Origin of the sequence: Clostridioides sp. ZZV15-6388, assembly GCF_020657755.1 — a bacterium.
Classification (GTDB): domain Bacteria; phylum Bacillota; class Clostridia; order Peptostreptococcales; family Peptostreptococcaceae; genus Clostridioides.
Map to the genome: position 1 here is coordinate 61507 of NZ_JAGWCU010000013.1, position 15566 is coordinate 77072.

Genomic DNA, 15566 nt, shown 5'->3' on the forward strand with positions numbered 1-15566 from the left:
TTTATTAATCTTCATCTATCTCAAATTCAAATTCTGAATCATTTTCTCCATCTAAGTCTTCATTTCTATATTCATATTTAAAAGTTTTTAAGTTTGGTTCAACTACTATTTTATCTCCAGTAACATCTAACTGAATTAGTGATATATAATCTTTTACCATTTTTTCTGAAGGATTTGTTGTAGATATGAATACTCCAGTACCTATAACCTCTGCTCCAAATTCATTCATAAGGTCTACCATTCCTTTTATAGTACCTCCACCCCTCATGAAATCATCTATAATTATAACTTTACTATCTGGTTTAAGAGCCTTTCTTGGTAAACTCATACTCTCAACCTTCGAATTATTTCCACTTACATATGTCATACTAAGGGTAGGACCTTCTGATACTTTTATATCTTTTCTTATTATAACTAGAGGTAAATTCATAGCCTTTGCAGTCATAAGTGCCATAGGTATACCTTTTGTTTCCATTGTTACAACATAATCTGCGTCTACATATTCAATGTTTGAAGCAAATATTTTTCCTATCTTAGCAGCTATTGTAGGGTCATAAATTAAATCAATTAAATATAAAAAACCGCCAGATAGTATTCTAGATGTGTCACATATTTTCTCGCACAATTCCATTAAAAACTCTGCATTTTCTGCTATAGAAGTTTTAGGTATATATTTTACTCCTCCTGCTGCACCTGAGATAGTTATAACTTTACCTAAGTGTAGTTTTTCAAATACATTTTTTACAACTAATAAATCTTCACTTATTGTTGATTTTGCTGCATTAAATTGATTTGTAAAATAACTTAATGTATATATTTTATTTGGGTTATCAGATAGTATTTTAACTATTGCTCCAATTCTCTCTGTTCTTTTAAATTTCATTACTATTTCCTCCTACAAGTACCTTTATATAACGTTAAACTAACTAATGCATAACAATTCGTATTGTGGTATAATATTACTTATGTTTTATTATATTCAAAAATAAAATACATATAATATTATATGCATATTAATTATAAAATATTGAACATTATATTATTATACCACAAAAATAGTTCATATTGTAGGACTTAATTAAAAAGAAAGGTGGTTTTATTATGAATATACACTTTATAGGAATTGGCGGTATCAGCATGAGTGCATTAGCCGAAATATGTATCAATAAGGGTTATCAGGTTTCAGGTTCGGATTCAAACGAATCATACCTATTAGACAAACTTAGGGATCAAGGGGCAACTATCTATATCGGTCAAAAAAAAGAAAATATATCAGATGATGTAAATATGGTTGTTTATACTGCAGCAGTTCACCCAGACAATGAAGAACTTATAGCTGCTCGAGAAAAAAATAAATTAATAATGAACAGAGCTACTTTTTTAGGTCAGATTATGAGGGAGTATAAAAACTCTATAGCAGTTTCTGGGACACATGGAAAAACTTCTACAACATCTATGTTGTCTACAATTTTTGAATATGCAGACTTAGACCCTACTATATTGGTTGGTGGTAACTTAAGTATGATAGGCGGTAATGTTAAGATAGGTAATTCTAACCACTTTATAACTGAAGCATGTGAATATGTAGATAGTTTCCTTAATTTTAATCCTAAGATATCTATAGTTTTAAATGTTGAGGAAGACCATCTTGATTATTTCTCTGGTATAGATGAAATCAAAGCTTCGTTTAACAAATTTGGTAAACTTTTACCTCCAGATGGATATTTCATAATAAATGGTGATGATGAAAATGTTGATGACATATTGTACGATGTTAAAGCTACTATTATAAAATATGGTAGAGATTCTGACAATGATGCTGTTATAAAAGATATACATTTTGACAATGGTGGTCACGGAATATTTAAAATAGAGTACCAAGGAAAAGATTTAGGAGAATTTGAACTTTCTGTATATGGCCTTCATAACATATACAATGCTTCTTCTGCTATAATGGCAGCTCTTGTTTCTGGTATTGATTTAGAGACTATAAGAAAAAATATAAAAATATATAAAGGCGTAGGAAGAAGATTTGAATCTAAGGGATATTACAAAAATGCCTTAGTAATAGATGATTATGCACATCATCCAACTGAGCTAAAGGCTACTTTAGCTGCTGCTAAAAAGTTAAAAAAATCAACTTTATGGTGCATCTTCCAACCGCATACTTACACTAGAACAAAATCTCTTTTAGGTGAATTTTCAGAAGCTTTCTATGCAGCTGATAAAGTTATAATAACAGATATATATGCTGCAAGAGAAGATGACCCAGGAGATATACACTCTAAAGACTTAGTTGAAAAATTATATCAAAACAATGTAGATGCTATCTACATAAAAGAATTTGAGGATATAGTAAAATATTTACGTGAAAATGTTAATGATAATGATTTAGTAATAACTGCTGGTGCTGGTCCAATATATAAGGTTGCAGACTTACTAGTTGAAAAATAGTATGTAACTAAAAATAACATATAAAAATTAATTTAGGCTATCAAATGATATAATCACTTGATAGCCTTCTTAATATTTTATTTCTTTCCAATCTCAAATATTTCATTTTTAAGATAATCAAATAAACTTGTATGAACCTCGTAGTAAGAGACAGTTTTCTTAGAAGTAACTTTTACATAATCCTTGCCCATTGTATCCACTTTCACCGCAAAATTTTCACCTTTTATATTTATACTGAAATTATAATCACTTCTTTCCTTACTTTTTTCTGGCTGAACCTTTCCTACAACTCTTTTTGAAATCATCTTATGTGCTAAATCATCAAACTTCCATTTATGAATCTTCTTAGTTTCTTTTCCATAAGTTATAGTGACCTCTTTCCAGTCTTTATAGTGACTCAAAAGGTCAAATGAAGTATATATGCTCTCATCTAAAAGCTTCTTAAAAGAATTCTTGGAATCAATTGGAACTTTATAATATTCCTCTTTATTTACAGTATAGACTCTAAAAAAATTAAGGTCTGTAGAAAATTTAATTCCATCATCAGAATACCCTTCATAAATTGCTTCATAAGAAGTAGTATTTCTCACTTTCTTAAATTCGGAGAAAAAGAACTTTATCTCGTTCCACATATCTTCTTCGATTTTTATGTTTTCTACATTTTTATCTGATACATAAATTTTCTTCTTCTCTTTTATTTGAGTCATTAAAGACCTATTATCTTCTGTCTCTGTTTCTACTTTCTTTGGAACCTCACTCTTATCCTTTTCCATGTTTAGACCTATTTTAAAAGATATAAAGTATATTATAAAGAAAACAACTACTCCTATTAATATTGCAGCTTTTTTCTTTAGTTTTCTTTTCTTACTCATTTAACCACCCCTAGAGTTTATAGTCATAAAACAATTATATAACTTTTTACACTTTTTTTTAAGCTATAATTATTTTATACACTTATTTCCTTGGCAATTAGTGCATGGTTCAACATGAACTGTTATCCCTTTTACAAATTCCATATGTTTTATTATATGTTTTTCCAACTTAGTAGCAATATCATGCCCCTGTTTTACTGTTAGATTTTCATCAACACATATAGTCAAGTCCACATATGCCATAGCTCCATGTTTTCTAGTCTTTATATCTCCTAGATTTTTAACGCCCTCTGTATCTGCTACAATAAACTTTAATTCTTGTCTTTCTTCTTCTTCAACTGAAACATCCATCAATTCATTTACAGAACTTATAAGTATATCAATTCCTACCTTAGCTACAAATACTGCTACTACAACTGATGCAATTGGGTCTAATGGTTTAAATCCTAAAATAGAACCTCCTATACCTATAAATGCAGCCACTGAAGATAGAGCATCTGACCTATGATGCCAAGCATCTGCTTTTAAAGCTGGTGAATTTATCTTTTTAGCAACTTTTATTGTTATTCTATATTGATACTCTTTTATCAAAATTGAAATGACTGACACTATTAATGGAAGTATTGATGGAACACTCAATGCATCTAAGTTAAATAAGGATTTAATAGCCCCTATACCTATTGTGATAGAAACAAATATAAGTAATATTGATAATACGAATGATACCAATGTCTCTGCCTTTTCGTGACCATAATTATGTTCCTTATCTCCTGGTCTAGAAGATACATAATTACCTATCAGCACACCTACAGAACTTATAATATCTGAGGCTGAATGTAATCCATCTGCAATCATAGCACTAGAATTACCAATAATACCAGCTATCACCTTAATTATTGTTAAGACTATATTCCAAATTATTGATTGTATTGTTATTTTATTTGCTTCCTCGTACCTTGTTTCCATTGTTATTCCTCCTCATAAACCAAATCTAAATATTATTAAAAACATATATTTAAACATAAATTAAAGTTATTATTATATTCAAATGTATATCTTTTACTTTCAATAGAGATTATCAATCTTCTATAAAATGAAAAATCACCTAGCTTGAGCTAGGCGATATATATATATTATACACTATTACTTAAATTTATGCTTCTTTTATTATCTCTATTACCATTTTGGCAGAATCATATAAATCCTTTATAGCTATATGTTCATCTAATGTATGAGCATTTTTCATACCTATTCCTAGAGTTATAGCTTCAATACCATTTTTACTTAATATATTAGTATCGCTACCTCCTCCTGTAGATTCAGTATGACCTTCTATTCCTAAATTTGAAAATGCTTTTTTTGCAAGTTGTATTATTTCTGAATCTTCATTAACATCTATTGGAGTATATGCTCTATTTACATCTATTTCAATTTTAGCTCCAAAATCCTTAGCGGCTTTTTCAAAAGTTTCTACCATATGTTTAGTTTGAATATCTAATTTATCTTCTTTTAGACTTCTAGCTTCTGCAACTATGTTAACTTCTCCTGTTACTATATTTGTAGCTGTTCCACCATTTATAATTCCTATGTTAGCAGTTGTTTCTTCATCTATTCTAAGTAAATTCATATTATCTATTGCTCTAGCAGCTACCATTATAGCACTTATACCAGCTTCAGGCTCAAGACCTGCATGAGCTGTCTTTCCTAATATCTTAACATTTATTACATCTTGTGCAGGAGCTTTTACTATTATCTCTCCAGGAGAACCACCACTATCTAATACAAAGGCATATTTAGAATCTATTTTTGCATAGTCTAAATTTTTAGCTCCAACTAATCCACATTCTTCACATATAGAGAATACAACTTGAATATCAGTATGTTCTATATTGTTTTCTTTTACCTGTCTTAATCCCTCTAATATAGCTGCTATACCTGCTTTATCATCAGAGCCTAATATTGTAGTACCATCACTTTTTATTATTCCATTTACTTCATCCACTATAGGTTTTACCCCTATTCCTGGAGTTACTGTATCCATATGTGAACTAAATAATATTTTCTTTCCTTCTTTATTTCCTTTTAAAGTAGCTATTATATTGCCTGTTTCTCCATTTGCTTTTTCACCAGCATTATCTACTACAACTGAACAACCTATTTCTTCTAACTTTTTAACTAATACTTTAGCTACATTCCCCTCTTTTAAAGATAAACTGTCTATCTGTATTAATTCAAGGAACTCATTTAAAATTCTTTGCTCGTTTATCATAATCTTCCTCCATAATATAATAGGTATTTCAACATATATTGTAGTGTAATATTTAAATATTATCAATAGTTTTTAAACTTTTATATCATTTTCATTAATTTTCTTTACTAAAATGAAAGTTAAAGTTAAATTCTTTCATTCTTATTGTTTTATCTAACTATATTTCTCTGTCTAGAATCTATAAAGCATAACCAGTAGCCTAAACTATTGGTTCTATGGTCACAAACTTGATATCTTAAAAATCCTGTGCTTCCATTATCTGGTTGTTCATTTCTATTCCCTGGAATAGCATAAATATAATGCTTTCTCTTATTATATTCATCATATTGTACTCCAAATAAGTAATGTCTATATTTATATGAATGTAAAACTGCATCACTATACATTGTATAATTCAATACATTTAAATATCCTAAATAAGGCATTGAATATCCACACAATGTTGTAGGATTTACCTCTATTTTCCACCATCTTGTATTGTCTATATAATCTGCTGTAAAAGGCTTAACTTCTCTGAATAATTTTAACCCTTTCTTTATTTGTCTAGGCATAAGTAATGTTCCAGCTTGCTTATTTCCATTATCTACTTGACTTATCCCATTGGCTCTTTTTACTTTTTCAATATTATTTTGTTCTTTTTGAGCTTTCTTTGACTTAGTAGTTTTTGGAGAAGCAACTATCTTTTCTTCATGTATTATTTCAAAGTCATCTTCATCCTCATCATATTCCTCATCATATTCCTCATCATCTTCTATATCGTCATAGCATTCATTTTCTTTAGCCTTGTTATAATTTTCTATTTCTTTATAGTTATTAAATTCTTCAATTTCACCATCACTAGAATCTTCTATATCTGCTCTTGCCTTTAATTCTACATCTTCACTTTCATCATCTTCCCAATAATCGTCATATTCATCTTCATCATATTCTTCTATGATATATTCTTCGTCACTATCACTATTTTCTTCATTGTCATCATCATCTTCTCTATATTCTTCACTTGCATCATCTATATCGTCTTCTAAATACTCTTCTTCACTTTCAGCTAATTCTTCATCTTCTACATCTTGGAATAATATGTCCTCATAATTTTCAATCTTATTTCCCTTAAAGCCAACTAAAGGAATATTTCTTTCATACAATAAGGCAATTCCTTTTATCTCTTCATCATAATCCTCTAAATCTAAAACAAATTCACCTCTTCCTTGTTCATTTAAAATTATATTTCCTAAGTCTATTAATCCATGGTCACCTTTTATTGCTACTGCTTTATACCCATCTTTAACATATTTTAGATTTTCTACATATAATGCAATGATTGATTTTTCATCATTTACTTCGACTTTTGCAAAAGCTTTTGGCAGTACTCGTTCTTTGTATCTAAAGTTTATGTCTTTAGCTTCTAGTATTATATAGTCTCTTTTAAACTTTCTTTTAGAACCCACTGCAATCCCCCCTTAACACAGTTTCTCTAAACAATATATGTTAATAAAATAAAAAAAAGTACCTCCTATTTAGAAGATACTTTTGTATTTACTATATTTGAAAGAACTGCAAACTCTTCTATACTAAGAGTTTCACCGCGTCTTTTTTCATCTATATTAGCTTCTTTTAATATTTTTCTTATTTCATCCTTATTAAGAAAACCAAGGCCTCCCAATGAATTAAGTAGAGTTTTCCTTCTTTGTCCAAAAGATGCTTTTACTGTCTTGAAAAATATTTCTTCATTATGAACATCATATTTCTTTTCAGCTCTAACATGTAAACCTATAACTGTTGAATCTACATTAGGCTGTGGTATAAACATATGTCTTGGAGCCTTTGCTACAATTTCTGTTTCACAATAGTACTGAACAGCTATAGACAATGCTCCATAATCCTTTGTACTTGGAACAGAATTCATTCTATCTGCAACTTCTTTTTGAACCATAACCACTATATCTGTTACAGGTATATCCTCTTCTAAAAACTTCATAACTATTGGTGTAGTTATATAATATGGAAGATTTGCTACAAGCTTAACTGGTCCACCATTTAATTTATCTTTTATTAGCTCTTGTATATCTACTTTTAATATGTCTTGATTTATAACTTCTATGTTCTCTAAATCTGATAAGGTATCTTTCAATATAGGAATTAAGTTTTTATCAATTTCTATAGCTACTACTTTTTCTGCTACCTTACCCATTTCACGAGTTAGTGTCCCTATACCAGGTCCTACTTCTATTATATTATCTCCTTCTGTGACTCTAGCTCCATCCAATATTTTATCTATTATATTACTATCTATTAAAAAATTCTGACCTAAAGACTTTGAAAATTTAAAATTATGTTTTTGTACTACTTCTTTTGTTGCGCTATGTGAAGATAGTCTATCCATCGTTTACTCCTTTTTAACTTATTTTAAGATTTTATCCTATTAATTATACTTAATTTACATGTATTCAAAGCAAAATATTTATTAAAGACAATTTATTTTAAATTACTCTGTAATTTTATATTTATTTTTTATATTTTTTTCCATATCATACATGATTACATTTAAATTTGTTTTAATGCACTTACAAATTCTTCTCTTTCAACACCATAATTATTTAATCTATTTAAAAATTGCTTTGCATTTCCATAGCCAATTCCAAGTATTTTACCAAGTGCATCTCTCCTAGATGATGCATCTTCATTTCCTATAAGACCATTTCTAATCAAATCAACTTGTTTAAATTCATCTCTTTTTTCTGTACTTTCAGTTCTAACTTTATTTAAAGCTGTTATTATACTTTTTGGAGTAGCATTTTCTATCCCTATATCTCCATCCTTTTTAGCTTCTTCTCTTGGTAAAAACGCATGTTTACATCCTGGGACTTCTGATGCTATTTTTTTTCTTATTTTTTCACCTGCAAAGTCTGGGTCTGTAAATATTATAACTCCACGTCTTTCATTAGCTGATTTTATACGCTCCATTACTCCTTTTGGAAATCCAAATCCACCTGTGGTTATAAGTTCTGCATCTATTGCTCTCTTAACTGCTGTAACATCGTCTCTTCCCTCTACTACTATTATCTCTTTTATCATATAAATTCACCTTTTATTTGTTTTTAGTTTTTGTTTACATCTCTTTATTTTAAGGTTTTTATTTGATTTAATCAAGGCACTAACCTATTTATTTTTATTTAGAAATCTATAGTTTAAGAAAAATTTATTTCTACTAGATAAATATATTCACTATTATATTCTATTGAATCACTTATAAGCAACAATAAGTCCCATGTAGCATTACCTATATTAATATTATATCATCCATACAATTTTCTTTTTTAATATCAATGATTTATAGAAAAAATATGTAGGTCTCATGACAAATATAAAATCCAACAAAAAAGAACCTAGATATAAAATTTATATTCTAGGTACTCTTTTGTTGGATTTTATTAATGAATTTAACTTTCCTTTTCTGTCTTTCCATCATATTTTGATATCCATTTATTTAATATAGTTTCTCTATTTTTTGCTGCTGATTTTAAATCATTATCTATCATTTGCTCTAATGGCTTTTTAGGGAATCCTTCTGGGATTGGATTTCCTGTATCAACTGTAGTAACTGCATAGTTCTTAGAATACTCATTCATTGCATCTTTACTTATCGCCCAATCTAAAAATATCTTAGAAGCTTCTTTTATATTATCTTTTTTTACAAGAGCATTTGCTTCTATATCCCATCCAGAACCTTCTTTTGGAAACACTACTTCCACTGGATAACCTTCTTCTTTTAATTTTATGCCTCTGTATCCAAAAGATATCCCTATAGGGTATTCTCCTGAAGCTGATGATGTAGCTGGAGCTGAACCAGATTGAGTATATACACCAATATTTTCATGTAGCTTATCCATATACTGCCATGCCTTTTCTTCTCCCATAATTTGTATAAGCGCTGACACTGTTAAATATCCTGTTCCAGAAGAAGATGGATTTGGCATAGATATAAGCCCCTTATATTCTGGCTTTATCAAATCTTCATAAGAACTAGGAACTGGTATATTTTTATCTTTTAATTCTTTAGTATTTACAGTTATACCTGTCATCCAAGCATCTATACCAACCCATGAAGGCACTTCTTTATCATCTTTAAATGCAGTGTCTATCTTATCAGACCCTTCTGGAGCGTATGGTTCTAGCATTCCTTGGTCATCTGCAACTAACAAACTTGTGGCAGCAATCCCCCATACAACATCTGCTTGTGGATTATCTTTTTCTGCTAATAATCTCGCTGTTATATCTCCTGTCGATGCTCTAACAACATTTAATTTAATATCTGGATATTTTTCTTTAAATGTAGCTAAATATGGGTCTATACTGTCTTCTTCGATTGCTGTATAAACTGTTAATTCTCCTTTTGTTTTACTATCAGACTTTGAGTCTCCACCTGATGAAGCAGTGCTACACCCTGTTATTACACTCAATAAAAGCGTTGATAATACTCCTAAAGAAACTAGCTTCTTAAATTTCATCTTTACCTCCCCTATGCAACATCTTTTTGTTGCCATTTTTGTGTATTGTTTTTTAATTTTTTTGTTACGAATTCATAGCAAAGTCTTACTATTATATTTGTTAAAAGCACTAATACTGCCATAGCTGCTGATGGCCCTATATATCCTATCTCATCTAACTTCAATATGGATATTGATGCAGTCTGAGTCTGAGGGGTATACAAAAATATTAATGCTGAAACAGTAACCATTGAATTTACAAAATAATATACTACTATCTCAAGTATTGATGTTATAGACATTGGTACTGTGATGTTAAAAAACACTTTATAAAATGGAATATTTATAGATTTTGCTACTAATTCATACTCTCTATCCAACATTTTTAGTGATGAGTTTGAAGTTATAAAGCAAACAGAATAAAAATGTACTATGTTTACTATGACAAGTATGACTGTACCACCATATAGGAAATTTAGTGGATTACTTGCTGAGTTAAAAAAAGTTATATATGATATTCCTAGTACTAGACCTGGTAATGCCATTGGTATCATAGATAAGAAGTAAGCTGTTTGTCTTAATCGTGGAAATTTATCCACTTTTTCTATCATGTATGCACTAAAAAACACAAATATAGTTCCAAATATAGCTGTTAGTGTTGATATTTTTAAACTGCTTAAATAAGTTTTTAATCCGCTTCCTAAAATACCTTTAAATGTATAATGTTCCATCGTAAAACTTAGGTTATATGGCCATAATTTTATAACTGAACCTATAACTGAAACGAATATCAAAATGAAGATTAGTAAAGTTATAAAACTACATGCTATTAAAAATACTCTATCTCTAAATTTATTTTCTTTAATTTTATAAGGCATAGATTTTGCTGTTATAGTCATTCCTTGTTTTTTACTTGCCACCTTGTCTAATGTAAAAGCTATTAGTACAGGAATTAACATTACCATAGAAACAGTTGCCCCCATTGGTATATTAAACTGCCCTACTACTTGCTTATATATATCCGTAGCTAATACATTATAGTTTCCTCCAACTACCTTTGCTGCTCCAAAGTCTGTAAATGCAAGTATAAAGGATACAAAGAAAGAACTTACTAGTGAATACTTTATGCCTGGAATTGTAATTTTAAAAAACTTTTTAAAGTCACTAGCCCCTAAGCTATCTGCTGCTTCATAAAGTCTATAATCTGCCATTGAAAGTGCTACCGATAATATTAAGAAAGCTTGTGGAAACGTAAATAGTATCTGAGAAATAATTATTCCTAATGGTCCATATAATGGTACCTCAAGTCCCATTGTTGTAAAGATTCCTTTATTTCCAAAAAGGTATATAAGTGAAATACCATATAACATAGTTGGTGCAAAAAGAGGAAACATTCCCATAGTTTTGAAAAAATTCTTAAATTTTATATTTGTTCTTGTTATTGCATATGAATAGATAAATGCTAAACACAGCGATATTAAAGATGAAACTGTGGATACAAAAATTGAATTTTTAAATGATGCTATAAGACTTGGATTTTCAGCATATTTACTAAAATTTGAAATACCTATGAAGTTTCCACTTGTATCTAAAAATGCATTTTTTAATAATGATACTAAAGGAAACAAAATAAATACTATTAGTACAATTAGCGAAAAAATCAGAAAATATTTTTGTATTGTGCTATCACTTATCCTTCTTTTGTTTTTTGTTGTTATCATTTATTCACCCCTAGCTATTTAAGCACATCCCTCTGATTTATATTCTACAATTCCCTCTTTGGGAATTTTGAAATTTATTTTAGACCCTATACACAGTTTCATTTGTTCTGCAACTTTTGAAACTATGTCTAATTTTATTTTCTTAGAACAATATTCAACTGTAATTCTATAGTTAAATCCTCTAAATTCAATATCTAAAATCTCTCCAACTTTGATGTCATTGTCTTTAGAATCTCTATTAAATTCTACCTTTATATCTTCTGGTCTGATAGCTATCTTATTAATACCATCATCTATAAAGTTTATTGTTCCTATAAAGTCAGCTACAAAAGGTGTCTCTGGATTTTTATATACTTCTTTTGGAGTCCCAACCTGTATTATTTCTCCACTATTCATAACAACCATTTTATCTGCTAAGCAAAGTGCCTCTTCTTGGTCATGAGTTACCATTATAGTGGTAATTCCAAGCTTTCTATGTAAACTTCTAATCTGTTCCCTAAGTTTCAACCTTACTTTTGCATCCAATGCAGATAATGGTTCATCAAGAAGTAAAAAATCTGGCTCTAAAGCAATTGCACGAGCTAGCGCGACTCTCTGTTGCTGTCCTCCTGATAATTGCGATGGATACTTTTTCTCATATCCATTTAGTTCGACAACTTCTAAAACTTCTTTAACTTTCTTATCAATATTAGATTTATTTATATTTTTATTTTCTAAGCCAAAAGCTATATTTTTGTAAACAGTCATGTTTGGGAATAGTGCATATGACTGAAAAACTATACCAAAATTTCTACTTTCAGGTGGTGAGTTCGTCATATCCTTATCATTTATTATTATTTTTCCATCATGTTTGTCTTCAAGACCTGCAATTATTCTAAGCAATGTACTTTTCCCACAACCACTTGGTCCCAATAAACAAATAAACTCTCCTTTTTCAATATCAATAGATATATCTTTTAGCACTTTAGCTTGTCCATAACTTTTACTTACATCTTTAACTTGTAAAAAAGACATTTATAAAACCCCTCCTAAGGCTAACCTAAACTTAAATAAATCTTCTCTATTTAAGCTTTTACTTCCTAGGTCACACTCATGCTGAGAGTAAAGCCCATGATAATCTGAGCCTCCTGTAACAACTAAGTTGTATTTCTTAGCATAAGAAAGTGACTCTTTTTCTAAGTCTTTATTGTGAGATGGATGATACACTTCTATCCCATCTAATCCAATATTCACCATATCTTCAATAGCATTAAAATTGTCCATTTGGCCAGGATGAGCTAGTATGCAAATTCCACCAGAGCTTTTTATAGCTCTTATTGCATCTTTATAATCTACATATTTTAAAGATACATAAACCTTACCATTTCCTCTATGAAACAACTCTTTATATAAACTTGAATATATTTTATCTGTGTACCCTTTATCTATAAGTGCTTTCATTATATGTTGTTTAAATATTCCAGTCTTTGATGAATATTTCTTTACATCTTCTAGAGATATTTTATATCCTAAATCTATAATTTTATTTACCATCTTAACAGATGCTTTATGCCTATCGCAAACCATTGGATTACATAAATTTTTTATTTCTTGACTATTTAAATCTATATTATAGCCCAAGATATGAACTCTTTTTCTGTTTTTATAATCGTATGCTGATATTTCTATACCTGGTATTATAGTTATTCCATAATTTTCTCCCAATATGATAGCTTCATCTAGTCCAGACAATGTATCATGATTTGTTATTGCTAAAACACTTATATTCTTTTCTAATGCTCTCTTAATTATTTCTTCTGTAGTGAAGTTGTTATCTGATATGCTTGTATGGCAATGTAAATCTGTTAACAATCTTTATACCTCCCTTTTATAAACTGTCTTTCCATTTACAATAGTATTTACAACTCTTGGATACTCACTATCAATATCCAATAAAACTAAATCTGCTTTTTTATTTTCTTTTATGCTACCTCTTTCATCATATATACCAACTGCTTTAGCTGGATTTGAAGTAAATAGGTTAACTGCTTTATTTAGACTGTTAGTTCCTTGTGCAACTATGCACATGGACTTTATCATTGCTGATGGAAGATAGTCTGAACAAACAATATCACAACAATCTTCCAATATAGCATCCATCGCCTTTAAGTTGTTATTATGAGATTTCCCTCTTACAATATTTGGGGCACCTAGACAAGTTAAAACACCCAGTTTCTTTGAATATTTTGCAACTTCAAGAGTTATAGGAAATTCAGATACATTAACTCCTATATTTTTTATAAAATCCATTTTTTCTAATGTATCATCATCATGTGATGCAACATTTATATTTTTAGTTTTTGCCCTTCCTATGACACTAGCTATTTTATTCCAATCTAAATTATCATGTAAATCTACTAATTCATCTAACCATGTATCTACATAATTTTCTGTTACTCCCCATACTTTAGTAGCATATTCTCTATAGAACTTCGGATTTGTATATTGACCTTGTCCTGGAGAATGGTCCATTATAGATAAATAGTCTATTTTATCTTTGTCTAATAACTCTGATACCTTATCTAAACCTTCATGGTACAACACTTCATACCTTAGATGAACTTTATGATTTATACTCTTACTATTTATATTTTTGTACAAATCGATATTTTCAATCATTTTTAAAGAATTATCAATACTTCTAACTCCTACTCCATCACCTAGAGATATAGAATGATAAACTGTTGTTATTCCATTTGCAGGTAGTTTTTTATCTAGCTCATAAAATGCCATATTAAATGGTAATAATGTACTTGGTCTTGGCTCTATTTCCTTTTCAATAGCATCACTATGAATATCTATGATACCAGGTATAACATATAAATTTTTTGCATCTATTATTTCATCTATCTCGTTGAAATCTAGTAAGTAGTCAATCTTATCATTTGAGACTTTCTTTATTGTATCTCCTTCTATAATTAAATGGCCATTTTCTAATATTTTATCTTCCAATACAATATTTGCATTATGAATTAATTTTACCATCTAAGCTACCCCGCTTTCACTTATAGTGCCTTTTGTCATAGTAAAGGTTTTATCTATAACTGTCTCCATAAATTCTATATCATGAAATATCCCTATCATTGTAGTTCCTTGATTTTTAAGTTCCAACATTTTTTCTTTTACGTATATTTTAGATTGATTATCAAGTGATGCAGTTGGTTCATCAAGCAACAAAAGTCTAGGTTTTTTAACCATAGCTTGTGCTAGATTTAACCTTAACTTTTCTCCGCCAGAAAAATTATTCGGATAGGCATCCCACAAGTTTTCCTTTATTTCAAACTGAGTCAGTATATCTTTCGCCATATCATATGCACAATCTTTTTCAAATCCACTCTCAATTAAAGAATGTACTACTAGCTCAATAGCAGTTATTCGTGGAAGTGTTTTTAAAAACTGTGATACATATCCTATTTCCTTTTTTCTAAGATTTATCATTTCTCTATCGCCAATTGTAGATAAATCTATCTTTCCGTATATTTCTGAGTTGAATATTATTTCTCCAGTCGTTGGGATATAGGTTTTATAAATACTTTTTAATATAGTAGACTTTCCCGCTCCAGATTTTCCTATTATTCCTAAAAATTCACCTTTAGAAATTGTAAAATTTATTTCACTACACGCTTTTATAGTTTTGTTTAATGCATGTAATTCAAAATCTTTGCTAAAATTATTTACTTTAAGTATAATTTCTTCCATTTTATTTAAAACCCCCATTTTACTTATT

Annotated in this window: 14 protein-coding genes; 1 reads left to right on the plus strand and 13 read right to left on the minus strand. The window is 29.3% G+C overall.

Features of this window, described 5'->3' with window-relative positions; all coding sequences use genetic code 11:
- Window positions 1-4 precede the first annotated feature (4 nt).
- The gene (gene purR / locus KGF48_RS10140) at window positions 5-883 is read right to left on the minus strand and encodes a pur operon repressor (protein WP_227829113.1); all 879 of its coding nucleotides are present in this window, start codon (window positions 881-883) and stop codon (window positions 5-7) included.
- 218 nt (window positions 884-1101) lie between these two features.
- Between purR and murC the strand changes: the two genes are divergently transcribed.
- Window positions 1102-2454, plus strand: a complete 1353-nt coding sequence (gene murC / locus KGF48_RS10145; protein ID WP_227829114.1) for a UDP-N-acetylmuramate--L-alanine ligase — start codon at window positions 1102-1104, stop codon at window positions 2452-2454.
- Between the two features lie 77 nt (window positions 2455-2531).
- Here murC and KGF48_RS10150 read toward each other — a convergent pair whose 3' ends face one another.
- The 12 genes from KGF48_RS10150 to KGF48_RS10205 all read right to left on the minus strand — a co-directional run bounded on the left by KGF48_RS10150 (window position 2532) and on the right by KGF48_RS10205 (window position 15538).
- The gene (locus tag KGF48_RS10150) at window positions 2532-3326 is read right to left on the minus strand and encodes a hypothetical protein (RefSeq protein WP_227829115.1); all 795 of its coding nucleotides are present in this window, start codon (window positions 3324-3326) and stop codon (window positions 2532-2534) included.
- 69 nt (window positions 3327-3395) lie between these two features.
- On the minus strand, window positions 3396-4292 hold the full coding sequence (locus tag KGF48_RS10155; RefSeq protein WP_227829116.1) for a cation diffusion facilitator family transporter: 897 nt from the start codon (window positions 4290-4292) through the stop codon (window positions 3396-3398).
- Window positions 4293-4479: 187 nt separating this feature from the next.
- Window positions 4480-5595 (minus strand): M20/M25/M40 family metallo-hydrolase, encoded by a 1116-nt coding sequence (locus KGF48_RS10160; protein ID WP_227839008.1) that lies wholly within the window; start codon window positions 5593-5595, stop codon window positions 4480-4482.
- A gap of 149 nt (window positions 5596-5744) precedes the next feature.
- Complete coding sequence (locus KGF48_RS10165) at window positions 5745-7040, minus strand: hypothetical protein (protein ID WP_227868019.1); 1296 nt, start codon at window positions 7038-7040, stop codon at window positions 5745-5747.
- A 65-nt stretch (window positions 7041-7105) separates the two neighbouring features.
- Window positions 7106-7975 (minus strand): 16S rRNA (adenine(1518)-N(6)/adenine(1519)-N(6))-dimethyltransferase RsmA, encoded by an 870-nt coding sequence (rsmA, locus tag KGF48_RS10170; RefSeq protein ID WP_227868020.1) that lies wholly within the window; start codon window positions 7973-7975, stop codon window positions 7106-7108.
- Between the two features lie 161 nt (window positions 7976-8136).
- Complete coding sequence (rnmV, locus tag KGF48_RS10175) at window positions 8137-8667, minus strand: ribonuclease M5 (RefSeq protein ID WP_227839005.1); 531 nt, start codon at window positions 8665-8667, stop codon at window positions 8137-8139.
- A gap of 365 nt (window positions 8668-9032) precedes the next feature.
- On the minus strand, window positions 9033-10100 hold the full coding sequence (locus KGF48_RS10180) for a putative 2-aminoethylphosphonate ABC transporter substrate-binding protein (protein WP_227839004.1): 1068 nt from the start codon (window positions 10098-10100) through the stop codon (window positions 9033-9035).
- Between the two features lie 11 nt (window positions 10101-10111).
- Window positions 10112-11800: a putative 2-aminoethylphosphonate ABC transporter permease subunit gene (locus KGF48_RS10185; protein WP_227839003.1), complete on the minus strand. Its 1689-nt coding sequence runs from the start codon at window positions 11798-11800 to the stop codon at window positions 10112-10114.
- Between the two features lie 18 nt (window positions 11801-11818).
- Complete coding sequence (locus tag KGF48_RS10190) at window positions 11819-12814, minus strand: ATP-binding cassette domain-containing protein (protein WP_227839002.1); 996 nt, start codon at window positions 12812-12814, stop codon at window positions 11819-11821.
- Window positions 12815-13651 carry a PHP domain-containing protein gene (locus KGF48_RS10195; protein WP_227839001.1) on the minus strand — a complete coding sequence of 279 codons (837 nt, stop codon included), beginning with the start codon at window positions 13649-13651 and terminating at the stop codon, window positions 12815-12817.
- Window positions 13652-13654: 3 nt separating this feature from the next.
- Window positions 13655-14824, minus strand: coding sequence for an alpha-D-ribose 1-methylphosphonate 5-triphosphate diphosphatase (locus KGF48_RS10200; protein ID WP_227839000.1), 1170 nt, complete (start codon window positions 14822-14824; stop codon window positions 13655-13657).
- Entirely contained in the window at window positions 14825-15538 is a 714-nt protein-coding gene (locus KGF48_RS10205; RefSeq protein WP_227838999.1) for an ATP-binding cassette domain-containing protein, read from the minus strand.
- Between the last annotated feature and the right edge of the window lie 28 nt (window positions 15539-15566).